Origin of the sequence: Streptomyces virginiae (genome assembly GCF_000720455.1) — a bacterium.
GTDB lineage: Bacteria > Actinomycetota > Actinomycetes > Streptomycetales > Streptomycetaceae > Streptomyces > Streptomyces virginiae.
This window is the reverse complement of record NZ_JOAK01000012.1, coordinates 191,006-212,716: the sequence shown is the minus strand read 5'-3', so window position 1 is coordinate 212,716 and position 21,711 is coordinate 191,006. Positions and strand designations below refer to the sequence as shown.

General features: G+C 73.3%; 21 protein-coding genes and 1 pseudogene. 14 read left to right on the top strand and 8 right to left on the bottom strand.

Translation table 11 applies throughout. The features are described from left to right. The first annotated feature begins 41 nt into the window (after window positions 1-41). A complete protein-coding gene (locus IG86_RS0119860) occupies window positions 42-860 on the top strand; it encodes a dioxygenase family protein (RefSeq protein WP_045936442.1) in 819 nt (272 codons plus the stop codon). 496 nt (window positions 861-1,356) lie between these two features. Beyond that, window positions 1,357-2,334: a sigma-70 family RNA polymerase sigma factor gene (locus tag IG86_RS0119855; protein WP_030827293.1), complete on the top strand. Its 978-nt coding sequence runs from the start codon at window positions 1,357-1,359 to the stop codon at window positions 2,332-2,334. A gap of 107 nt (window positions 2,335-2,441) precedes the next feature. Here IG86_RS0119855 and IG86_RS0119850 read toward each other — a convergent pair whose 3' ends face one another. Next, complete coding sequence (locus IG86_RS0119850; RefSeq protein ID WP_030827295.1) at window positions 2,442-3,410, bottom strand: helix-turn-helix transcriptional regulator; 969 nt, start codon at window positions 3,408-3,410, stop codon at window positions 2,442-2,444. Window positions 3,411-3,473: 63 nt separating this feature from the next. On the opposite strand from IG86_RS0119850, the gene IG86_RS0119845 reads away from it, so the two are divergent. The 3 genes from IG86_RS0119845 (at window position 3,474) to IG86_RS0119835 (ending at window position 6,910) form a co-directional block, all read left to right on the top strand. Further along, entirely contained in the window at window positions 3,474-5,045 is a 1,572-nt protein-coding gene (locus tag IG86_RS0119845) for an MFS transporter (RefSeq protein WP_045936440.1), read from the top strand. A 156-nt stretch (window positions 5,046-5,201) separates the two neighbouring features. Beyond that, complete coding sequence (locus IG86_RS0119840; protein ID WP_030827300.1) at window positions 5,202-5,963, top strand: DeoR/GlpR family DNA-binding transcription regulator; 762 nt, start codon at window positions 5,202-5,204, stop codon at window positions 5,961-5,963. Further along, window positions 5,960-6,910 carry a 1-phosphofructokinase family hexose kinase gene (locus tag IG86_RS0119835; RefSeq protein WP_030827302.1) on the top strand — a complete coding sequence of 317 codons (951 nt, stop codon included), beginning with the start codon at window positions 5,960-5,962 and terminating at the stop codon, window positions 6,908-6,910. The genes IG86_RS0119840 and IG86_RS0119835 overlap by 4 nt, the downstream gene beginning before the upstream one ends. A gap of 23 nt (window positions 6,911-6,933) precedes the next feature. On the opposite strand, the gene IG86_RS0119830 is transcribed toward IG86_RS0119835, so the two are convergent. After that, on the bottom strand, window positions 6,934-7,704 hold the full coding sequence (locus IG86_RS0119830) for a DUF6227 family protein (protein ID WP_030827305.1): 771 nt from the start codon (window positions 7,702-7,704) through the stop codon (window positions 6,934-6,936). 192 nt (window positions 7,705-7,896) lie between these two features. Here IG86_RS0119830 and IG86_RS0119825 point away from each other — a divergent pair, with 192 nt between their 5' ends. Continuing rightward, on the top strand, window positions 7,897-8,538 hold the full coding sequence (locus IG86_RS0119825) for a vitamin K epoxide reductase family protein (protein ID WP_030898377.1): 642 nt from the start codon (window positions 7,897-7,899) through the stop codon (window positions 8,536-8,538). A gap of 64 nt (window positions 8,539-8,602) precedes the next feature. On the opposite strand, the pseudogene IG86_RS41325 reads toward IG86_RS0119825, so the two are convergent. Then, window positions 8,603-8,995: pseudogene (locus IG86_RS41325) on the bottom strand (rodlin); the annotation flags it as partial. Between the two features lie 276 nt (window positions 8,996-9,271). Between IG86_RS41325 and IG86_RS40025 the strand changes: the two are divergent. Both IG86_RS40025 and IG86_RS0119810 read left to right on the top strand, forming a co-directional pair. Next, the gene (locus IG86_RS40025; RefSeq protein WP_051785283.1) at window positions 9,272-9,736 is read left to right on the top strand and encodes a hypothetical protein; all 465 of its coding nucleotides are present in this window, start codon (window positions 9,272-9,274) and stop codon (window positions 9,734-9,736) included. Between the two features lie 145 nt (window positions 9,737-9,881). Then, complete coding sequence (locus IG86_RS0119810) at window positions 9,882-10,121, top strand: chaplin (protein WP_030649260.1); 240 nt, start codon at window positions 9,882-9,884, stop codon at window positions 10,119-10,121. A 109-nt stretch (window positions 10,122-10,230) separates the two neighbouring features. On the opposite strand, the gene IG86_RS0119805 is transcribed toward IG86_RS0119810, so the two are convergent. The 5 genes from IG86_RS0119805 to IG86_RS0119785 all read right to left on the bottom strand — a co-directional run bounded on the left by IG86_RS0119805 (window position 10,231) and on the right by IG86_RS0119785 (window position 13,263). Continuing rightward, window positions 10,231-10,578, bottom strand: a complete 348-nt coding sequence (locus tag IG86_RS0119805; protein WP_030649263.1) for a hypothetical protein — start codon at window positions 10,576-10,578, stop codon at window positions 10,231-10,233. A 175-nt stretch (window positions 10,579-10,753) separates the two neighbouring features. Continuing rightward, window positions 10,754-11,887, bottom strand: coding sequence for a chaplin (locus IG86_RS45065; protein WP_030827312.1), 1,134 nt, complete (start codon window positions 11,885-11,887; stop codon window positions 10,754-10,756). 121 nt (window positions 11,888-12,008) lie between these two features. Beyond that, complete coding sequence (locus IG86_RS0119795) at window positions 12,009-12,242, bottom strand: chaplin (protein ID WP_030827314.1); 234 nt, start codon at window positions 12,240-12,242, stop codon at window positions 12,009-12,011. A gap of 240 nt (window positions 12,243-12,482) precedes the next feature. Further along, window positions 12,483-12,893 (bottom strand): rodlin, encoded by a 411-nt coding sequence (locus IG86_RS0119790; RefSeq protein ID WP_030031071.1) that lies wholly within the window; start codon window positions 12,891-12,893, stop codon window positions 12,483-12,485. Between the two features lie 118 nt (window positions 12,894-13,011). Next, a complete protein-coding gene (locus IG86_RS0119785) occupies window positions 13,012-13,263 on the bottom strand; it encodes a chaplin (protein WP_030827317.1) in 252 nt (83 codons plus the stop codon). Window positions 13,264-13,365: 102 nt separating this feature from the next. On the opposite strand from IG86_RS0119785, the gene IG86_RS0119780 reads away from it, so the two are divergent. From IG86_RS0119780 to IG86_RS0119755, 6 genes are read left to right on the top strand one after another with little or no spacing between them, the layout of a single operon-like run. Further along, window positions 13,366-14,529 (top strand): DUF3344 domain-containing protein, encoded by a 1,164-nt coding sequence (locus tag IG86_RS0119780; protein ID WP_030827319.1) that lies wholly within the window; start codon window positions 13,366-13,368, stop codon window positions 14,527-14,529. 19 nt (window positions 14,530-14,548) lie between these two features. Next, window positions 14,549-15,736 carry a glycosyltransferase gene (locus IG86_RS0119775; protein ID WP_030827322.1) on the top strand — a complete coding sequence of 396 codons (1,188 nt, stop codon included), beginning with the start codon at window positions 14,549-14,551 and terminating at the stop codon, window positions 15,734-15,736. Further along, complete coding sequence (locus IG86_RS0119770; protein ID WP_398224947.1) at window positions 15,733-17,268, top strand: exopolysaccharide biosynthesis polyprenyl glycosylphosphotransferase; 1,536 nt, start codon at window positions 15,733-15,735, stop codon at window positions 17,266-17,268. The genes IG86_RS0119775 and IG86_RS0119770 overlap by 4 nt, the downstream gene beginning before the upstream one ends. Further along, window positions 17,268-18,650 carry an O-antigen ligase family protein gene (locus IG86_RS0119765; protein WP_030898366.1) on the top strand — a complete coding sequence of 461 codons (1,383 nt, stop codon included), beginning with the start codon at window positions 17,268-17,270 and terminating at the stop codon, window positions 18,648-18,650. Before IG86_RS0119770 ends, IG86_RS0119765 begins: the two co-directional genes overlap by 1 nt. Continuing rightward, a complete protein-coding gene (murJ, locus tag IG86_RS0119760; RefSeq protein ID WP_420894100.1) occupies window positions 18,647-20,944 on the top strand; it encodes a lipid II flippase MurJ in 2,298 nt (765 codons plus the stop codon). The genes IG86_RS0119765 and murJ overlap by 4 nt, the downstream gene beginning before the upstream one ends. Then, entirely contained in the window at window positions 20,934-21,710 is a 777-nt protein-coding gene (locus IG86_RS0119755) for a polysaccharide deacetylase family protein (protein ID WP_030898358.1), read from the top strand. Before murJ ends, IG86_RS0119755 begins: the two co-directional genes overlap by 11 nt. Window position 21,711: the final 1 nt, after the last annotated feature.

Sequence of the window (21,711 nt, the reverse complement as noted above, 5' to 3'; positions counted from 1 at the left end):
CTTTTCGAGGCAGCCCTGTACGACGACGGAGGAGCGCCCCCATGACCCCGGCCCCCGCAGCACAGGCCCCCACGGCCACCGGAGGGACGCGCATGCCGGCGCTGTACCTCAGCCACGGTGCGCCGCCGCTCGCGGACGACCCGGTCTGGCCGGGCGAGCTGTCCGCCTGGTCGGCCGGCCTGCCCCGCCCCACGGCGATCCTCATGGTCTCCGCCCACTGGGAGGAGGCCCCCCTGGCCCTCGGCGCCACCGAACCCGCCCCGCTGGTCTACGACTTCTGGGGCTTCCCCGAGCACTACTACCGGGTCCGCTACGACGCCCCGGGCGCCCCGGAGCTCGCCGCCTCGGTCCGGGCGCTGCTGCGGGCCCCCGGCACCCCCGTCCAGGACATCCCGGACCGCGGCCTGGACCACGGCGCGTACGTCCCGCTCGTGGAGATGTTCCCGGAGGCCGACATACCGGTCCTCCAGATATCCATGCCGACGCTGGACCCGCGCCGCCTGATGGACATCGGCCGCAAGCTCGCCCCCCTGCGCGACGAGGGCGTCCTCATCGTCGGCAGCGGCTTCTTCACCCACAACCTGGCCGCACTGCGCCACACGGGCCCGGGCGTCCCCGCCTGGTCCGCGGAGTTCGACGCGTGGGGCCACGAGGCGCTGGCCGCCGGCGACCTGGACTCGCTGCTCGACTTCGAGGCCAAGTCCCCCTCCGGCCGCCTGGCCCACCCCCGTACGGAACACTTCGCCCCGCTCTTCGTCACCCTCGGCGCGGCCGAAGCCGCCGGTGACCTCACGGCCCGCCGCGACCCGGTGGAAGGCTTCTGGATGGGCCTGTCGAAGCGCAGCCTCCAGTTCGGCTAGCGGGTGTCCTTCAGGGCGCCGGTGATCGACTCGTCGACGCCCTCGACGCCACGGAGGACGCGTCCCATGCCGGCGAAATATGCCCGAGGCTCACCCGAACGGGTGTCCAGGCAACCAGAAGCCGGTGGAGGTCGTCTTCAGGGGCAGAGTGCAGCCAAGAGCGGCGCTGTTCCGGAGTGAACACGGTGCGCCGAGCGTGACGGCCGTCTCACGGACCGGTGACCCTCACGGGTCCGTGGGCGACGTCGGATCGGCCCCCGTTCCCGGTCTGACCTGCACCTCTTCGAGGTTCCGCGTGATCCGGCTCCCTCTCGTGGCGGGGCAGGATACTGCAAGATCTCGGAAAAGAGGGATCAGCGTGGGAATTCTGTCCCGTTTCCAGTCGTTGTTTCCTTCGGAAGCGGGCACTCGGGAGAGTGTCCGAGGGCGCACCACCGCACCACCGGTGGCCGTCCGGCAGCCGCACCGCGACCGAACTCATCGCAAGGGAGCACGCATGGCAACCCGCGCCGTCGCCCGCCGTCAGTCCACGAGCAGCGCACGCGCTGTGGGCGGGGAGATCGCAGACCGCGACCTGGTCGGCATGTACCTGGACGAGATCGCGCGCACCCCGCTCCTCGACGCCGCCAGGGAAGTGGAGCTCTCCCAGATCATCGAGGCCGGTGTCTACGCCCGGCAGATCCTCGAAGGCGCGATAGAGCGCGACGGGGACACCCCCACCCGCGAGGAACTGGAGGCGCTGGCCGCCGAAGGGGAGCGGGCCAAGGAAGTCTTCATCCGCTCCAACCTCCGCCTCGTCGTCGCCGTCGCCCGCCGCTATCCGCGCAGCGGCCTGCCCCTCCTCGACCTGATCCAGGAGGGCAACGCCGGCCTGGTGCGCGCCGTGGAGAAGTTCGACTACACCAAGGGCTTCAAGTTCTCCACGTACGCCACGTGGTGGATCCGCCAGGCGATCACCCGGTCCATCGCCGACCAGTCCCGCACCATCCGCCTCCCCGTCCACCTGGTCGAGGAGCTCGGCCGGATCCGACGGATCCAGCGCGAGTTCAACCGCGAGAACGGCCGCGACCCCGAGCACGCCGAGATCGCCGCCGAGCTGGACACGACGGAGAAGCGCGTCGGCGACGTACTGGACTGGGCGCGCGACCCGGTCAGCCTGAACATGTCGGTGGACGACGAGGGCGACACGCAGTTCGGCGACCTCCTGGAGGACACCTCGGCGATCTCCCCCGAGCAGTCCGTGCTCTCGCTGCTGCGCAGCGAGGAGCTGGAGGACCTGCTCGGCAAGCTCGACCAGCGCACCGCGTCGATCATCAAGATGCGGTACGGCATCGACGACGGCCGTGAGCGGACCCTGACGGAGGTCGGCAAGCAGCACGGCCTGACCCGCGAGCGGATCCGCCAGATCGAGAAGCACGCCCTGCTGGAGCTCAAGCGGATGGCGCACGACACCGGCTTCGACGCGGTCGCCTGACCGTCCGCCGTCGAGCCCCCTGAACGAGCCCCGGTGCCTATCCCCCCCAGGCGCCGGGGCTCCCCCTGTCCGTCCGGCCCGATCCGGCAAGGTCCGAAAGGCACGCCCTAGCCGTCAGCCGCCCGGAAAGAGCCGGCTCCGCTCAGGCGCGCCCCCAGCAGCCGAGCCGCCTCCGCCAAGGAACTCGGCTCCCGCACCGTGAAGGGCAGGCCCGTCAGCGCCAGCCGGGCCGCGAGCCACTCCGGCGCGTCCCTGCTGTCGAATCGGACCACGGTCGGCGTCCCCCCGCCCGGCGCCGCGGCCGCCCTCAGCCACTCCGGCAGCTCCGCGGCCCCCGCCTCGAAGGCGACCTCCACCGCGTACGTCTGCGCGCCGTGCGAGCCGAGCCCCCGCCGGACGAACTCCTGCGCGTCCATCGGCAGCTCCCGCGGTGCGAACCGGGCGCCCGTCGCGAAGGCCTCGGCCACCCGGTCCACCCGGAAGGTCCGCCAGTCCTCCCGCTCCATGTCGTAGGCGACCAGGTACCACCGGCTGCCCGTACTGACGAGCCGGTACGGCTCCACCAGCCGCCGTGACTCGGCCCCGTCCCGCGCCCGGTAGGCGAACCGCAGCCGCTCCGGCCCCGCCACCGCCGACGCCATGGTCGTCAGCGTCCGCGGGTCCACGCTGGCCCCGTCCCCGCGCGTCAGCGCGATCGTGGCCGACTGCAGCGCCCCCACCCGGTACCGCAGCCGCGACGGAAGGACCTGCTCCAGCTTCGCCAGAGCGCGTACGGAGGCCTCCTCGACCCCCTCGATCGCGTGCCCGGCCCCCGCCCGCAGCCCGACCGCGATGGCGACGGCCTCCTCGTCGTCGAGCAGCAGCGGCGGCATCGCCGCACCCGCCACCAGCCGGTATCCGCCCTCGGCGCCGAGAGTGGCCTCCACCGGGTAGCCGAGCTCACGCAGCCGCTCGATGTCGCGCCGGATGGTCCGCGAACTCACCCGCAGCCGCTCCGCCAGCTCGCTCCCGGGCCACTCGCGCGGGGTCTGGAGGAGGGACAGCAGGGACAGCAGCCGTGCCGGTGTGTCGGTCATGTGATCCAGGTTGCCAGCGAAATAGGACACTCACTGACCTACATCCCGTCTAGGTTTCTCCTCATGACCACCGAGACGTCCAAGACATCGCCCGAAAGAGAGAACGGGCCCGTACAAGAAGAGCGGAACGACGTAGCCCACGACGCACCCAGCTCACCCCCCGACCGCCGCCGCTGGCTGGCGCTCGCCATCGTGATGACCGCGGCCTTCATGGACCTGGTCGACGTCACGATCGTCAACATCGCGATACCCACCATGCGCCAGAACTTCGGCGCCTCCACCAGCGCGATCCAGTGGATCACCGCCGGCTACGCGCTCGCCTTCGCCGCGGGTCTCATCACCGGCGGCCGTCTCGGTGACATCTACGGGCGCAAGCGCCTCTTCCTCATCGGCATATCCGGCTTCACCGCCGCCTCCCTGCTCTGCGGGATCGCGGCCGACCCGGCCATGCTCGTCGCCTCCCGCATCCTCCAGGGCGGCATGGCCGCCATGATGGTGCCGCAGGTGCTGGCCATCATCCACGTCACCTTCCCGCCCCAGGAACGCGGCAAGGTCTTCGGGATGTTCGGCGCGATCGTGGGCCTCGGCGCCGTCTCCGGCCCCATGCTCGGCGCGCTGCTCACCGAGTGGAACCTCTTCGGCCTCGAATGGCGCCCGATCTTCCTGATCAACCTGCCCGTCGGCATCGCGGGCGTGATCCTGGGCCGCAAGTTCATCAGTGAGTCCAAGGCCCCGCAGGCCCTGCGGCTGGACCTGGTCGGCGTCGTCCTCGCGACCCTCGCCCTCGTCATGCTGATCTTCCCGCTCACCCAGGGCCGCGAGAACGGCTGGCCGCTGTGGGGCTTCGCCCTCATGATCGCGTCGCCGTTCGTCTTCGCCGCGTTCATCGCCTACGAGAAGTACAAGATCAAGAAGGACGGCTCCCCGCTCGTCGAGCTCTCCCTCTTCAAGGTCAAGAGCTTCGCCGGCGGCATCGCGGTCCAGCTGACGTTCGGCATCGCGACCGGCATCTTCTTCCTGGTCTGGACGCTCTACATGCAGATGGGCCTCGGCTGGAGCGCCCTGCGTGCGGGCACCACCGGCATCCCCTTCTCCATCGCCGTCTCGGTGGCCGCGGGCCTGTCGGTCGAGAAGCTCGTCCCGCGCTTCGGCCGCAAGGTGCTCCAGGCGGGCGCCCTGGTCATGGCCGCCGGGCTGATCCTCTACATCTGGGAGTCCGAGCACTACGGCATGGAGATAGCGTCCTGGCAGATGGCCGCCCCGCTGATCCTGATGGGCGTCGGCATGGGTCTGATCGTCGCCCCGCTCAACGACACCACGCTGTCCGAGGTGCCCCGCCGCGACGCCGGCTCGGCCTCCGGGCTGATCAACACCACCGGCCAGATGGGCAATGCGCTGGGCCTCGCCCTGACCTCGGTCGTCTTCTTCGGGCTGATCGAGGACGACATGGTCTTCGGCCCGCCCTACGTCGAGGCCTTCCGCGGCGCGCTCTGGTGGGTCGTGGGCGTGCTGGTCGTGATCTCCATGGTGATGTTCATGCTGCCGCGCAAGGCGATCCCGATGGAGGAGCGCGAAGGCGCCGCCGAGCACACGGGCGCCGCCCCGGAGTCCCCGGAGAAGGTTCCCGCCCACTGAGGTCGTGCCCGCTCCCGGGGCCGCGGCCCCGCCTTCTCCTGCGGACATGCCCGCCCTTCATGGGTGGGCATGTCCGTTTTTCTTTGTTTCTGTCCGTAAATATGCGTACGGTGGGGGAAACCGACCACCCCGGGCACGGAACGGACGCAGAACCACATGTACGCACAGGAGCGCCGCCAGGAGATCCTCCGCCTCGCCCGCGAGGCGGGCAGCGTCGACGTGCTCTCCCTCGCCGACCGCTTCCAGGTCACCGCCGAGACCGTGCGCCGCGACCTCACCGCCCTGGACCGGGCCGGTCTGGTGCGCCGGGTGCACGGCGGGGGCATCCCCGCCGGCCGCCTCGACTTCGAGCCGGACCTCACCGAGCGCGAGGCGACCGCCGCCGGGGAGAAGGACCGCATCGCCGCCGCCGCGCTCTCGCAGCTCCCCGACGGCGGCAGCGTCGTCCTCGACGCCGGCAGCACGGTGTCCCGCCTGGCGGCCGCGATCCCCGTCGACCTCGCCCTCACCGTGGTCACCCACGCGCTGCCCGTGGCCGCCCGGCTCGCCGACCACACCGGCATCGACCTGCACATCGTCGGTGGCCGCGTCCGCCACCGCACCCGCGCCGCCGTCGACGCCTGGGCGCTGCGCGCGTACGCCGAGATCCGCGCCGACGTCCTCTTCCTCGCCACCAACGGCTTCTCGGCCGAAGGCGGCCTGACCACCCCCGACCTCGCCGAGGCCGCCGTCAAACGCGCCGCGATCGCCGCCGCCCGCCGCGTCGTCCTCCTCGCCGACTCCACGAAGGCGGGCCAGGAGCACTTCGCGCGCTTCGGCTCCTTCGCGGACGTGGACCTCCTCCTCACGGACACGGGGCTCGCCCCCGCTCACAGAGCGGCCGTCGAGGCCGCCGGTACGGAAGTCGTGCTCGTATGATCCTCACCGTCACGCCCAACCCCTCCCTCGACCGGACCTACGAGCTGCCCTCGCTGGACCGGGGCCGGGTGCTGCGCGCCGCCGGGGACCGGGTCGACCCCGGGGGCAAGGGCGTCACCGTCTCCCGCGCGGCGGCCGCCGCGGGCGTCCCCACGACGGCGGTCCTCCCTCTCGGCGGCGCCCCCGGCGTCCTCCTCGCCGAACTCCTCGGCGGGCAGGGCGTGGACGTCACGGCCGTCTCCATCACCGGCCGGACCCGTTCGAACATCTCGCTCGCCGAACCGGACGGCACCCTCACCAAGATCAACGCGACCGGGCCGGAGCTCTCGCCGCGGGAGTCCGCCCTCCTCCTGGACACCGTCCGCACCTCCCGCGCCGACGCCTCCTGGATCGCAGGCTGCGGCAGCCTCCCCGGCGGCCTCGGGCCCGAGTGGTACGCAGACCTGGTGGCCGCGGGCCGCGCCGCGGGCGCCCGCGTCGCGCTGGACGCCCCGGGCTCGGCCCTGCGCGCGGCACTGCCCGCCGGCCCCGACGTGATCAAGCCGAACACCTCGGAACTCGCGACGACCGCGGGCCGCCCGCTGTCCACCCTGGGCGACGCCGTCCAGGCGGCGCAGGAGCTCCGCGCGCTGGGCGCGGGGACGGTACTGGCCTGCCTCGGCCGGGACGGCCTGCTCCTCGTGGGCGAGCAGGGCGCCTGCCACGGGACCGCGCCGTCCGTGGCCGCCCGCAGCACCGTGGGCTCGGGCTCCGCCGCCCTCGCCGGCTTCCTGATCGCCGGCGGCGACGGACCCGGCGCCCTCCGCTCCGCCCTGGCCCACGGCGCGGCCGCGGACCGGCTCCCGGGACCGGTCATGCCCGCCCCCTCGGACCTGCGGCAGGCCGAGGTCCGCATCACGCGGGACCTGCCCCTGGACCTCCCCCTCGCCGAGCCCGGGACGCCCTGACGCGGCCGGGAACCGGGACGGGGTCAGCCGACGCGGGCGCGCAGCTCCATCGCCCCGCGCGCGGCGGCCTCGCTCTCGTACACCTCGCACATGTGCCGCCCGTCGGGCGTCGCCGTGTGCTCGACCTCCCACAGGCTCAGCTCGGTCCCGTCCAGCAGCACGAAGGCGTGCTCGTACAGGCTGAAGCCCGCGCCCCGCCCGTTCGGCAGGAACTGCCGCGTACCGAACGCCTGCGTGATGTGGTGCGCGTACGCCGCCCGCAGCAGCGCAGCCACCTCCTCGCCGGGCCGGTCCGGGTTCTCCGCGCGGCGCAGCACCCGCCGGGCGTGGTCGGCGGACTCCTCCACCACGTACTCCCGGTGCCGGGCCGCCGGCCCCCGGGCGGCGAACAGCGCGCCGAACGCCGCCGGGTCGTCGTCGTGCTCCTCCTCGCCGGGGAGCGGCAGCGGATCGGGGACCGCCCCGGCGGCGGCCTCGCCGAACAGCCGGGCCACGGCCAGGCAGGTCTCCGCCTTGCCCGCGAAGACCTCGTGCCGCACGGCCCGGTCGCCCTCCAGCCGGTACGACAGCTCCCACAGCGAGACCGAACCGCCGTCGGCCAGCAGGTAGGTGTGCCGGCGCGTCTCCCGCCAGACGCCCGCCGCCGGGTTGTGGTGGGTGGTGCAGAGCGAAGAGCTGTGGGCGAGCGCCGTACCGAGGCGCTCGACCAGCCGGTCGGGCAGGTCGAAGGAGTTGAGGGCGCGGCCGAGGAGTCGGTCGAGGTGCGCCTCGGTTGTCTCGTACGGATCGCTCAAGGTGGGTCTCCAGGCCGTCGCAGCTTGTCACTTCGCGGAAGCTCAACGTAACCCCTGGCTCTGACATCACGTCCGGGGTTCGGTAAAACGTCCGGGAAGCATCGGGGGTTCCCGCCACACCTTCAGGTCAACTTGCGTACGGATGGGCATGGTTGGACCCGCTCTGGGTGGAGGCGGGAGACTATGGGCCACATGGCAACGAATACAGTGGGCGTCCCGCGTCAGCAGGGGCGGCCCCGCAGCGGACACGAGGACGAACGGGACGCCGCCCCAAGGGGCTTGGCGTGGCTGCTGGCCGCCACCGGCGCGGCCGGGGTGCTGGCCTCCTGGGTGATCACCCTCGACAAGTTCCTCCTGCTGGAGGACCCGAACTTCAAGCCGGCCTGCAGTCTCAACCCGGTGGTCTCCTGCGGCAGCGTGATGCAGAGCGAGCAGGCGCAGGCCTTCGGCTTCCCCAACCCCGTGCTGGGACTGGTCGCCTACGCCGTCGTCGTCTGCGTCGGCGCGGGCCTGCTGGCGGGTGCCCGCTACCGCGGCTGGTTCTGGCTCGGACTGAACGCCGGCACGGTCTTCGGCGTCGGCTTCTGCAGCTGGCTCATGACCCAGTCGCTCTACGAGATCAACGCGCTCTGCCTGTGGTGCTGCCTGGCCTGGGTCGCGACCCTGCTGATGTTCTGGGCGGTCACCGCGCACAACGTCCGTACGGGCGTGCTCCCCGCCCCCGGCCCGCTGCGGGTCTTCTTCACCGAGTTCGGCTGGGCCCCGCCCGCCCTGCACATCGGGGTGATCGGGATGCTGGTCCTGACCCGGTGGTGGGACTTCTGGACCGGCTGACCGCCGCGTTCGCGGCACGTGCGAGGGCCCCGGCAGCTGGACGCTGCCGGGGCCCTGTCACACAGTTGCCGGACAGGACCGGGATGTTGTCCAGGATGTGGGAGAGCGGCTCGTCGCCCTTGGCCTGGGTGGAGTTCTCGGTGCACTGCTGGTTCTGCGGGTTCGACAGGACGTTGATGTCCTGGACACCGATGTTGAGCGCGGCGATCAGCGACTGGGCGTTGACCTTCGCCGGCAGGCCGATGCAGGGCTTGTTCAGGGAGCCCTGGACGAGGCTGAGCTGCGGGCTCTGGTCGCCGTGGGTCTTCTGGTTGCCGTAGATCTGCTGGGCACCGTTGCCGTTGACGGTGTTGACCCCGTTGTCGTTGCCGATGGCCATGGCCGGGGCCGCGGCAGCAGCGCCCGCGCCGACTGCAACGGCGGAAACCGCGGCGGCGGTCATGAACTTCTTGAACATCTTGATCCTTTTGTCGCACGAGTGCCCGCTGATGGAGCGCCCTGATCAACCGCCCGGCCAGGGGGTTGGTTCCGCTGCTTCACTCAAACGGCCCGCGCGCCGCGAAGTTTTCCCCACCCCGGGTGAGCCGCCTGCGGACACGTGCGCGAGACCCGCACGTGGCCCCAGTCGCCCCCGTTCCTGTTGCGCTCTGTAAGAGGTGTTCCCACGGTGAGTAAGGAGCGGCCCGACCGGGTGCGCTCACGTGTCCCCGTGTCCCCACGCGAAGGAACTCCCATGCACCGCACGAAGCCGTCCCGCGCCCGCCTCCTCGTCCCCTCGGCGCTCGCCGTCGTCATACTCACCGGCGCGGCGGCACCCGCGAGCGCCGTCGACTCGGGCTCCGGTGCGGTGTCCACCAAGGCGGCCCCGGCCGGTCCGATCGACGACCTCCTCAACGGCCTCCTCGAGCAGATCAAGGCCCTGCTCCCGGCGGGCGTCACCCTGCCGGACATCAAGATCCCGGAGATCAAGCTGCCCGAGATCAAGCTCCCGGAGATCAACCTGCCGAGCATCCCGGGGGTGCAACTCCCCGAGATCCCGGGGGTCGAGATCCCGCAACTGCCGCCGCTCACCCCGCCGGCGCTGCCCGATCCGGCGGCTCCCGTGGAACTCGTGCCGGAGGTCCCCGACGTGGAGGTCCCCGAGGTGGAGGTCCCCGAGGTCGAACTCCCCGACCTCCAGCTCCCCGCCCTCCCGTAACGGCCGCCGAACGGCAACACGGCGACGGCGATTGAGCCGAACAGGTCTGATCGTGCGCAGAACCGTGTCGTCTGGGAGTGTGGACCGTTTCGCTCGGTGTGAGCCCCGGAGCGGGGCGGAACGTCGAACAGAAGGTGCACTTCCCATGAACTCTGCCAAGAAGGCCGCCCTGGTCCTGGCCACCGCTGGTCTCGCCGCGGCCGGCGCCGCCGGCTCCGCCGTCGCCGACTCGTCGGCCGAGGGCGCGGCCGTGGGTTCCCCCGGCGTCCTCTCCGGCAACCTGGTGCAGGTCCCGGTCCACGTCCCGGTCAACGTCTGCGGCAACACCGTGAACGTGATCGCCCTGCTGAACCCGGCGTTCGGTAACACCTGCGTCAACAACTGAGGTCGGTTGCACAACTGACTGTGGGCGCCCCGGCCTTGCCGGTGGCGCCCACAGTCGTGTCGGCAGCTGCCGCACGGTTCCCGGCCGGCCGCAGCCCGGCCGGGGCGGTTCAGCCCTTGCCGCCGTTGAGCTGTACGCCGCCCAGCATCGGGGACGCCTGGGTGGCGCCGTTCGCGAGGCCGAGGACGGTGCCGGGCACGTCGTTGCGGACCTTGTTGACCTTCTGGGCCGTGCCCACGACCTTGTTGACGGTGTCCCCCTGCTCGGCCAGCCCGTTGCCCACCGTCTGCGGAAGGTTCTCGGTGACGGGGGCGACGGCGTCCAGGGTCTCCGTCACCCCACCGGTCAGGCTCATGGGGGGCATCGCGGCGGCCGGCTCGGCGGCGAACGCGGTACCGGAGGCGCCGAGGGCGGCGACGGAGCCGACGACGACAGCGGCGACCTTCGTGAGCTTCATTATCGAAATCCTCTTCTTTCGTGGACAGAGGCATGAGCGGCGACCGGCGCGCCGCTTTCTCCCTGCGTAACGATTCCCGGGCGCGGTGGAAACGGAACGCGGGTACATGACAGCGGCCGGAGAATCCGACGAGGATTCTCCGGCCGATATTTCTTCCGATTACCGGTATTGCCGGTCAGGCGACGCGCGAGCGCCGGTACAGAATGGCGCCGCCCAGGATCAGGGCCGATGCGAGGACGGCCGCGGCCGCGGGCTGGCCCGCGCCGGTCTCGGCCAGTACGGGCGCGCCGACCTGGGCGGGGGCCGGAGCAGGGGCCGGAGCAGGAGCCGGGGCGGGCAGCGGCGCGGGGGCGGGAGCCGGTGCCGGGGCAGGTGCCGGCGGCAGGTGGACGGGGGTGTCACCGGTCGGGGCGGCCGGCGGCTGGTCCGCGGGCGGTGCGGCCTCCGGGCCGGGGGCCGGAGCGGGGCGCTCCACGGGGTGGCTGCCGTGCGGCGGCGCGGGCGGCGCCTCCTCCTCGGTCACGGGGGCCGGGCCGGGCGCCGGGGCGGGGAGCGTGTGCGGGGCCTCCTCCCCGGCCGGCGGCTGAGGCTGCGGGGCGGGTGCGGGTGCCGGGAGCGGTACGGGCTGCTCGGCGGGCGGCGCGGGCGCCTCCTGGACCGGCCCCGGGCCGGGCAGCGGGGCCGGGTGGTCCTCCACCGGCTCCGGCATCGGGTGCGGGTGCTCGGGCGCGGGCGGGGCGTGGTGCGCCGGCGGGGGCGGCGCGGGGTGGTCGTCGCACTCCTCCTCCGGGCCCTGCCGCTGCTCGCCGGGGCCGCCGTAGCCGCCCTCGTGGCGCGGCTCCTCGTGGCGCGGCTTGGCGTGGCGGGGGCCCTCCTTCCGGGGGGCCTGCTGCTGCGGCACCTCCTGCCGCGGCACCTCGTAGCGCCGCGGTTCCTGGCGCTGCTCCGGGACGGCGTGGCGGCCCGAGCGCTCGTCGAGGTAGCGCTCGAAGGCCTCGGCGTGCTCGGGGCTCAGGTAGCGCCCGTAGTCGTGGCCCTCGTCGGTGTGCGCGCCGGAGCCGGTGGCGCAGGTGTTCCCCATCGCGGGGTTGAGCGCCGCGCCGCCGTCCACGCTGTTGCCGCACACGTTCGGCGAGAGGGTGATCGGTACCGAGACGCTGTTGCCGGCGAGCACGCCCGGCGAATGCGAGACCTCGGCCGCCCCGGAAGCCGCGCAGGCCGCACCGGTCGCGATCGACAGCAGGCTCGACGCGGCTGCCGCCGTGAGCATGCCCTTGCCCAGAACCTGTCGGCTCAGTACCTGTCGCATGGGTCCTTACCCTGTCTACCGGCGGGCGCCGGTGGTGAATCGGAGGTGGCCTCGGAGTGCACCGCCGTGCACTCCGAGGCCACCTGCGAGGAGGTCTGCCCTCGCGGGCGCACGCGCTGCGTCAGGCGTTGACGCAGGTGTTGCCGAACGCGGGGTTCAGCAGCCCGACGACGTTCACGCTGTTGCCGCAGAGGTTGACCGGGATGTTGACCGGGACCTGCACCGCGTTGCCGGAGAGGACACCGGGGGAGCCCGCGGCCTTGGCGTCGGCCACCGAGTCGGCCATGGCGGGGGAGGCGGCACCAGCTGCCATCAGAGCGCCGGCGGCCAGTACCACGGCCTTCTTGTACGTCATTTCGTTTCGATCCTTCCCGCAGAGGCGTATCCACTGCAGAATTAACAACGAGCCGCCGGGGTAAAAGAAACCGCGCCTTTTCGGCGGTCGTCCGGTAATTCACCCCGATGCTCCGCCGGAATTCGGTCGGCCGGCCTTCCGGCTATTTGCGTCGCCAATTCCGGTGATGCGGTTCCGCGAGATATGCGGCGAGGCCGCCGCGACCCGAAGGTGCGGCGGCCTCGCGTGCGCGGGGAGCGGTCAGCTGCCGGCGGAGGCGTTGCCGGAGAGGACCGGGATGTTGCTGAGGATGTGCGAGAGGGCCTCGTCGCCCTTGGCCTGCGTGGAGTTCTCGGTGCACTGCTGGTTCTGCGGGCTGGACAGGACCGGGATGTCCTGGACGCCGACGTTGACCAGGGCCAGCACGGACTGGACGTTGGCCTTCGCGGGGAGCGCGATGCAGGGCTTGTTGAAGGAGCCCTGGATGAGCGCCATCTGCGGGCTCATGTTGCCGTAGGTGGCCTGGTTGCCGTAGATCTGCGCGGAGTTGTTGCCGTTGACGGTGTTGATGCCGTTGTCGTTGCCGACCGCCATCGCCTGCGGCGCCATCGCGGCACCCATGCCCACGACCGAGGCGGCAACCGCGGCCGAGGCCATCATCTTCTTGATCATTGTCGTCCCTTTTTTGCAGGATTGCCCGGTAGTGGAGCACCCGGATCAACGGCCGCGACCCGGCTCGGGTTGCGTGGCTTCACTCGGATGCAGCCGTTTCGGGCGGCGCGATTGACGTTCAGGCGTTCACGCAGGTGTTGCCGAACGCGGGGTTCAGTGCGCCGACCACGTTCACGGTGAGGGCGCAGACGTTCACCGGGACGTGGACCGGGACCTGGGCGAGGTTGCCGCTCAGTACGCCCGGGGACCCGGCGGCGAGGCCGTCGGCCGTCGCGCCGCCCCCGTGCGCGGAGGCGAGGCCCGCGCCGCCCATCAGCACGGCGACACCCGCGGCGGCGATGGTGGTGCCGCGCACCAGCCTCTTCTTCATCTGCGTATTTCCTTTCGGTTCGAACAATGGTGCACCTCATAACGACCCGCCCGTTGCGAGGGTGCGTGCCATCGCCCAAAAGGCCGTACGAGCGAGTCCGACGTGATTTCCAGCCCGATTTCTGACAAAGTTCACTCCTGTTTTGTTCCCTTGATCGAAAATGGAGGCAGGGTCATGGGTTCCTCCGGCAGAATCCTCGGCGCGCTCGGTCTGATGTCCTGCCTCGCACTTTCCGTGAACGCCCCTGCGGCCTCCGCGGCCGCGCCCGCCCCCAAGGAGCTGCCCCGGGTCCCGTTCACCCAGCGTTACCAGGCCGTGCAGCACGGCGGGCTGGTCCGCGCCTCCAACTCCGGCATCAGCTGCCGCAAGGAGCAGTCCCCGCAGGCGGAGCCGTGCGCCGAGGTCAAGCGGGGTGCGGCGGGGGTCAACGGCGAGTTCGAGATGTTCTACAGCGAGGTCGACAAGGACCCGGACACCTACAACTCCACCCGGGCCGAGCTCAAGGTCCCCGAAGGCGCGAAGGTCTCGTACGCCCGGCTCTACTGGGGCGGGAACCTGCGGGTGGGCGAGCAGAAGCCGCCGGAGGACAACGGCCGGGTGCTGGTGGCCGAGCCGGGCGGGGCGTACAAGGAGGTCCTCGCCGACACGGTGATGGGCCACCGCACGGACGCCGGCAGCGACGCCTACCAGGCGTCCGCGGACGTGACCCCGCTGGTGCGCAAGGGCGGCGCCGGGATGTGGACGGTCTCGCAGCTGAACATCGCCATGGGGCACTCCGAGGTCGGCGCCTGGGGCGGCTGGACGCTGGTCGTCGCCTACGAGCACCCGCAGGAGCCGTTGCGCCGGATCTCGCTGTGGGAGGGCTTCGAGTCGCTCGCCGCCCGGGCCGGTGACGGGACGGTGGAGATCGAGGGCCTGGACGCGCCGGCCGGCGCGGGGGGCAAGGTCGGCGTGGTCGGCTACGACGGGGACCGCGGCACCCTCGGGGACTCACTCATCGTGACGGCCGACAGTGGTCGCCGGGTGAGCCTCAGTGACGGAGAAAATCCTTTTAATGATGTTATGAATTCCACCATCACGGAATTCGGAGGCCAGCCGTTCGTACGGCAGCCAGATCATATGAATAATCTCGGATATGACGCGGACGTGCTCGACCTGAGTCCCGCCCTGTCCGGTGGCGCCCGCAGCCTGAACTTCACGTTCACGGGCGAAAGTCAGGGTCATTTCCTCGGTGTGCTCTTCGTTCAGACAGACGCGCGCCGCTGAACGCAGGAGACCACTCCACGTGCCCACGCAACCCCGGGCGGCACAGCCCACGACCGTCCTCCATCTCGTACAGCCCGTCGACGGCGGTGTGGCCAGGGTCGTCACCGACCTCGTCCGCGCCCAGACCGCCGAGGGCATCCGCGCCGTCGTCGGCTGCCCGCCCGGCGGCACGCTCGGCGACGCGGCCCGGTCGGCCGGGGCCGAGGTGTTCACCTGGCGGGCCGGCCGGTCCCCCGGCCCCCGCCTCCCCGCCGAACTGGCCGGCGCCCGCGGGCTGCTGCGCCGCGTCCGGCCCGACCTCCTGCACGCCCACAGCGCCAAGGCCGGACTGGCCGGACGGCTCGCGGCGCGCGGGACGCTGCCCACCGTCTTCCAGCCCCACGCCTGGTCCTTCGACGCCGTCGGCGGAGCCACCGCCGCGCTCGCCCTGCGCTGGGAGCGGTACGGGGCCCGCTGGGCCGACCGGGTGCTCTGCGTCAGCGAGGCCGAACGCCGCGCGGGCGAGACCGAGGGCATCAGCGCCCACTGGACGGTGATCCGCAACGGCGTGGACCTCGACCACTTCCGGCCCGGCGCACCCGACCCGGGCCGCGACCGGGCCGAGTCCCGCGCCGCCCTGCCGCTCCCGCCGTCCTTCCCGGCCGACGGGCCGCTCGCGGTCTGCGTCGGCCGGATCTGCCCCCAGAAGGGGCAGGACGTCCTGCTGCGGGCCTGGCCGGAGGTGCTCGCGACCGTCCCCACGGCCCGCCTCGCCCTCGTCGGCGACGGACCCGACACCGAACGGCTGCGGCGCACGGCCCCGCCCCGAGTGCACTTCGCGGGCACCGCCGCCGACATCCGACCGTGGCTTCGGGCCGCCGATCTCGTTGTACTGCCGTCGCGGTGGGAAGGCATGGCGCTCGCCCCGCTCGAAGCCATGGCCTGTGGCCGACCGGTCCTGGTTTCCGACGTCAGCGGTGCCCGGGAGAGCCTGCCGCCCGGCCAGGGACGCCAGTGCCTGGTACCGCCGGGGGACCCGACGGCACTGGCCAAGGCCCTGGGACGGCTGCTCGCCGAGCCGCGGCTCCTCGCCGAACTCGGGGAGCAGGCCCGGCAGCACGCCAGGACCGACTTCGACGTGCGGCGGACCACGGACGCGGTCAGCGGCCTGTACCACGAACTGCTGGGCAGGCCCCGGCCCTTGAACCAGGAGCGCATCAGCCGATGACGATGGACAGCGCACCCGCCCGGCACACCGGGCAGGGCGGCACAGGGCCCGGCGGCAGCGCCTTCGCGCCCGCGCCCCACGCGGCAGCCCGCCGTTCCGCGACCGCCATCCACCCGCCGCGCGGGCCCAGGGCCGAGCAGGCCCGGTCCGCCGTACGCCCGCGGCGCGTCCGCCGCCGCAGCCGGGTGCTCCCGCTGCTCACCGCCGACGCGCTGGCCGCCGTACTCACCGCGGCCACCCTGCCCGGACCGGCGCTGCCCGCCCCGGCGGCCGCGCCCGCCGTCGCCGCGCTGCCCGTCCTGCTCGTCGCACTGCACGCGCAGGCGGGCCTCTACCGGCCACGGCTCGCCCCCTCCGCCGTCCTCGAACTGCCCGCGCTGGTGGGGCGCTCCGCCGTCCTGTGGTGCGCGGCGGCCGCCGTCACGGCCGCCCTGGCGCCCGCCCGCGCCATGGGCTGGAGCGTGCTGCTGACCGCCGTGTGCCTGCAGGCCGTACTGGTCTGCGCGGGCCGCGGCATCGCCAACCAGCTGCACCGCCGCGCGGCCCTGCGCCGGCCCGCCTCCACCCTCGTCGTCGGACCCGGCGCCGGGGCGAGCGCGGTGGCCGCCGCCCTGCACAGCCGCCCCGAGTTCGGTCTGCGCCCGGTCGGGCTCGCCGACACCGCGGCCGCCGCCGACACGGACACCGGCGCCCTCCCGCTCCTCGCCACCCACGAGGACATCCGGCGCGCGGTCATCCAGAACTCCGTCCGGCACGCGGTGTTCACCCGGCCGCCCGAAGCCGACGAGCGCACCGCCTCCCTGGTCCGGCTCTTCCACGACCACGGCTGCCGGCTGTGGCTCGCGGACCCGGCCGGCACCGCCAAGGTCACCGGCATGCGGCTGGCCCATCCCGCCGACCAGCTGTGGGGGTACGCCGTCCAGCCGCTGCTGCCGCGCCCGGCCCGGCCGCTGGAGCGCTGGGCCAAGCGCCTGATCGACTCCGCGCTCGCCCTCGTCGCCCTGGTCGCCGCCGCGCCCGTGATGCTGCTCTGCGCGGCGGCCGTACGCCTCTGGGACGGGCCGGGGGTGATCTTCCGGCAGGAGCGGGTCGGCCTGTACGGGCGCCCCTTCACCCTGCTGAAGTTCCGGACGCTGCGCGCCGACGCGCACGAGTCCGCCACCCGCTGGACCGTCGCCGGGGACTGCCGGATGAGCGGTGTCGGCTCCTTCCTGCGCAAGTCCTCCCTCGACGAACTGCCGCAGCTGTGGAACGTCGTCCGGGGTGACATGAGCCTGGTCGGACCGCGCCCGGAACGGCCGTTCTTCGTCGCCAAGTTCTCCACCGTCCACCCCGGCTACGAGGCCCGCCACCGGATGCCCGTCGGCATCACCGGCCTCGCCCAGATCAACGGCCTGCGCGGGGACACCTCCATCGAGGACCGGGCCCGCTTCGACAACCACTACATCGACACCTGGTCGCTGTGGCAGGACCTGTGGATCCTCGCCCGCACCGCGGCCTCCTTCTTCCGCTTCCGGCTGGGGGGCAGCTGATGAGCCTCGCCGCCCCCGGCCTCCGGGCCCGGCCGGACGTACCGGGCATGGTGCGCCGGCACTGGCCGCTGCTGCCGCTCGCCGCGACCGTGCTGTTCCTGCTGGCCCCGCTCCCGGCCGGGGACGCGACCGCCTCCGGCAAGGTCGGCCCGGCCGACGCCGCTTCGCTGCTCCTCGTCCTCGTCTGCGCCGTGCAGGCGCTGCGCGGCCGGGTACGGGCGCTGACCCCGCTGGGGGTCCTCGTCCTCGGGGCACCGGCCGTCGGCCTCGCGGTCGCGACGGTGACCGCGGGGGACCCGTACGCGGCCCTCCCGGGCTTCGTCCGCTACCTCCAGGTCTTCGTGCTCGTCCCGGCCGCCGTGGTGCTGCTGGTCCGCGACGCGCGGGAGTTCCGGATCGCGGCCGGCTGCTTCGTGGTCCTGGCGCTGGTGCAGGGCGCGGTGGGGGTCGTGCAGTACGCGACCCACACCGGCGCCTCCTACCAGGGCGAGGACATCCGGGCTGTGGGCACCTTCGGCCCCGGCGACGTCATGGGCATGGCCACGGTCGTCGCCTACGGGCTGGTCGTCGCGACCGCGGCCGCCCTCGCCCCCGGACTGCCGCCGCGCCTGCGGCGGATCTCCGCGGGCTGCGCCCTGGTGCTGGTCCTGCCGCTGGTGCTGTCCTTCAGCCGGGGTGCCTGGATCGCCACCCTCGGCGCGGCCCTGCTGGTGATGGCGCTGGCCGGGATCCGGCGGGCCCTCACCGTCCTCGCCGCGCTGGCCGCCGCCGGGGTGGTCCTGGTGGGCGGGCTCGGCGTCGGCTCCGAGATGGTCGCCGAGCGGCTGACCTCCATCACGCAGGTCTCCAGCGCCCCCGACCAGTCGGTGACCGACCGCTACACGATGTGGGCCGCCGCCGAGTCGATGTGGCGCGAACGGCCGGCGGCGGGCGTGGGCCTCAAGGGCTTCCCCGCCCACCGCGACGGCCACGCCTCGCTCGGGCTCTCCTCCGGCAGCGACACCGCCGGCGCGGGACAGGCGTACGTCCGCCAGCCGCTGCTCTCCCCGCACAACATGTACCTGCTGATCCTGAGCGAGCAGGGCCTGATCGGGCTGATCGCGCTGGTGGGCGGCTGGGCGGCGCTGCTGGTCGCGGGGCTGCGACGGCTCGCCTCCGGCACGGCGGCGCGGATGCGGGACTGCGGGCTGATCGCCACCGGGCTGTTCGTGTGGCAGCTGACCGACTTCCTCTACGCGGACATCGGCGGCCCGTCCACCGTCCTGACCGGCGTCATCATCGGTCTGGCGGCCTGGTGGGCGCTCGCCTCCCCGGGCGCCTCCCCGGGCCATGCGGGTCCGCTGCGCGGGGGCCGGGCCCCCGAGAGTTCGAGCGGCCGGTGACGGGCGCCACGCCCCGGCGGCCCGCCCCCGGCCCCCCGGCCGGGGCGGGCCCCACCCGTGTCCCGCCGACCGGCCCCGTCTTCACCGCCGGGTACGTACCGGACGCGCCCGCGGCCGGCGCGCCCGGGGGCGAGCCGGACCCGACGGCCTCCGGCCGGCCGGGCCGTCCCGGCCACGGGGCGACACCGGATCCGGCCGTGCCGGTGGCGGCCGCCACGCGGTTCGGCGGCGGAGCCCGGCTGCCCCGCCGTGCGGCCACACCGGTTCCGGCGGACCCGGGGTTCGTCGCCGGAGGCCTGCCGGGCGGCGAGTCCGCCGTTCGGGAGCCGCTCTTCGGCGCCGCCGGGTATCCCGGCGGCGCCCCGGCGGGGCTCGGCGTGCGGGTGGCGGCGCGCACCACGAGCGCAACCGCCGGCGCGCCCGGAGCCCGGGCATCGGCCGACGGGCTCGGCGATGTCCGCCGCGAGGACGGTTCCGCCGGGCCGGGCGGGGGACAGCCCCGTGCCGCGCACGGCCGGGGCGCGGCCTCCGTACGCTCCACCCCCGGTGGCGAGCGGGTCGGCGGTGTCCGCCGCGACCGCGACCCGGCCGGGTCGGCCGGTCCCGCCACCTCCGGGGCGAGCCGGTTCGGACGTGGCCGCCGACGCGGCGAGCCCGCCGTACCCGCCGAGCCCGCCCCAGGCGCAGGGGCACCGCTGGGGCGGTTCCTGGCCAAGGCCGCCGCCGTCACCGCCGGGCTCACCGCCGCCGGGTCCCTGCTCGGGCTGGTGCGCGACCAGACCATCGCCCACCTCTACGGCGCCGGGCACGCCAGCGACGCCTTCCTCATCGCCTGGACCCTGCCGGAGATGGCCTCGACGCTGCTGATCGAGGACGCCATGGCACTGCTGATGGTCCCCGCCTTCAGCCACGCCCTGGCCCGCCGGGCCGCCAGCCGGGCCGGGCTGACCCGCAGCGAGGCCCGCGCGCAGGACCCCGTACGGCTGCTGGTCGGGGCGACCCTGCCGCGGCTGCTGGTGTTCCTGGCCGTCGTCGCCTCCGTCCTCGTCGTCGCCGCGCCGGCCGTCGTCGCCGTGCTCGCCCCCGGCCTGCCCGACCCCGGGCTGGCCGTCGAATGCACCCGCCTGACCGCACTGACCGTGCTCTCCTTCGGCATCGCCGGCTACTTCAGCGCGGCGCTGCGCGCGCACCGCTCCTTCGTACCGCCCGCCGCGATCTACGTCTCGTACAACATCGGCATCATCGCCACCATGGTGGCCCTGCACACCCTGTGGGGCGTGCGGGCCGCCGCCGCGGGCGTCGCCGCCGGCGGGCTGCTGATGGCGCTCGTCCAACTCCCCGCCTTCATCCGCCACGTGGGCTTCGGCCCGCCCCGCGCCAAACGGGCCGCCGCCCCGCGCAGCCAGCGCGACCGCGACCGCCCCACCCTCATCGCCTTCGGGGTCATCGCCCCCGTCGTCCTCTTCGCGGTCTTCCGCCAGTCACAGGTGCTCGTCGAGCGGTTCCTGGCCGCCTCGCTCCCGTCCGGGGCGATCTCGCACCTCAACTACGCGCAGAAGGTCGCGCAGATGCCGATGGTGCTGTCGCTGATGATCTGCACCGTCACCTTCCCCGTCGTCGCCCAGGCCATGGCCGGCGGCGAGCGGGAGAAGGCCCGCCGACGGGTGGAACGGGACCTGGCACTGGCCTCCCTCGCCGTCCTGATGGGCACCGCACTCGTCATCGGATACGCCCCCCAGATCATCCAGGTCCTCTTCGAACGCGGCGCCTTCACCCACCAGGACACCCTCGCCACCGCCTCCGTCATGCGGGTCTACGGACTCGGACTGCTCGGCCACTGCCTCGTCGGGGCACTGTCCCGGCCCTTCTTCTCGACCGCCCGGCCCACCTGGTTCCCGGCGCTCGCGATGGGTGCCGGACTGCTCGTCAACATCGTGGCCGGAGCCTTCGCCGTCCGCTGGTGGGGCACCTACGGGATCGCCGCCGCCAACGCCGCCGGCATCTCCACCGCCGCCGCCCTGCTCCTCACCGGCCTCGGCCCGCGGATCATCGCCATCCACGTCCGCCGGGTCGCCACCGGCATCGGACGGCTCGCGGTGGCCGCCAGCGCCGCCTGCGCCACCGGATGGATCGCCGGTCCGATGATCCCCGATCCGCTGCTCAGCGCCGGCCTCGGATGCCTGCTCGTCCCGGCCATGTTCTGCGCCACCGGCACCGCCATACGCGCCCTCGAAGTCACCGCCCTGCCCGCTCAGATCTCCCAGTTCACGCAGAGGTTCCGCAATGTCCGCTGACACCGACACGGCCCCCGCCGCCGTGGTGGTCCCCGCCCGCCGGACCGCTCCACCGTGGGTCCTGATGTACCACTCGGTCGCCGAGTTCACCGACCCCGCCGAGGACCCGTACGGGATCACCGTCACCCCCCTCGCCCTGGAGGCCCAGCTGCTGTGGCTGCGCTCCCGGGGCCTGCGCGGGGTCTCCGTCGGCGAGCTGCTGCGGGCCCGGGCGGCCGGCCGGGGAGCCGGGCTGGTCGGACTGACCTTCGACGACGGCTACACCGACTTCCTGACCCACGCGGTGCCGCTGCTCCAGCGCCACGACTGCACCGCCACCCTCTTCGTGCTGCCCGGACGGCTCGGCGTGGACAACGTGTGGGACCCGCTGGGCCCCCGCAAGTCCCTGCTCACCGCCGAAGGCATCCGCGAAGTCGCCTCCGCCGGGCAGGAGATCGGTTCGCACGGCCTGCTCCACCAGGACCTCACCGCGGCCGCCGACGACGTGCTCCTGCAGGAACTGCGCGGCAGCCGCGACCTGTTGCGCGAGCTGACCGGAACCCTGCCCGAGGGATTCTGCTACCCGTACGGGCACCTCGACGCCCGGGTCGTCGACGCGACGCGGGCGGCCGGCTACGGCTACGCCTGCGCCATCGACCCCGGGCGGCTCGCCGGCCCGCACGCCCTGCCCCGCACGCACGTCAGCCAGGCCGACGGCGGTGTCCGGCTGCGGGCCAAGCACCTGCGCCACCAGGTCCGGGAGCTGTGGCGGGCGGTGTACCGGTGAA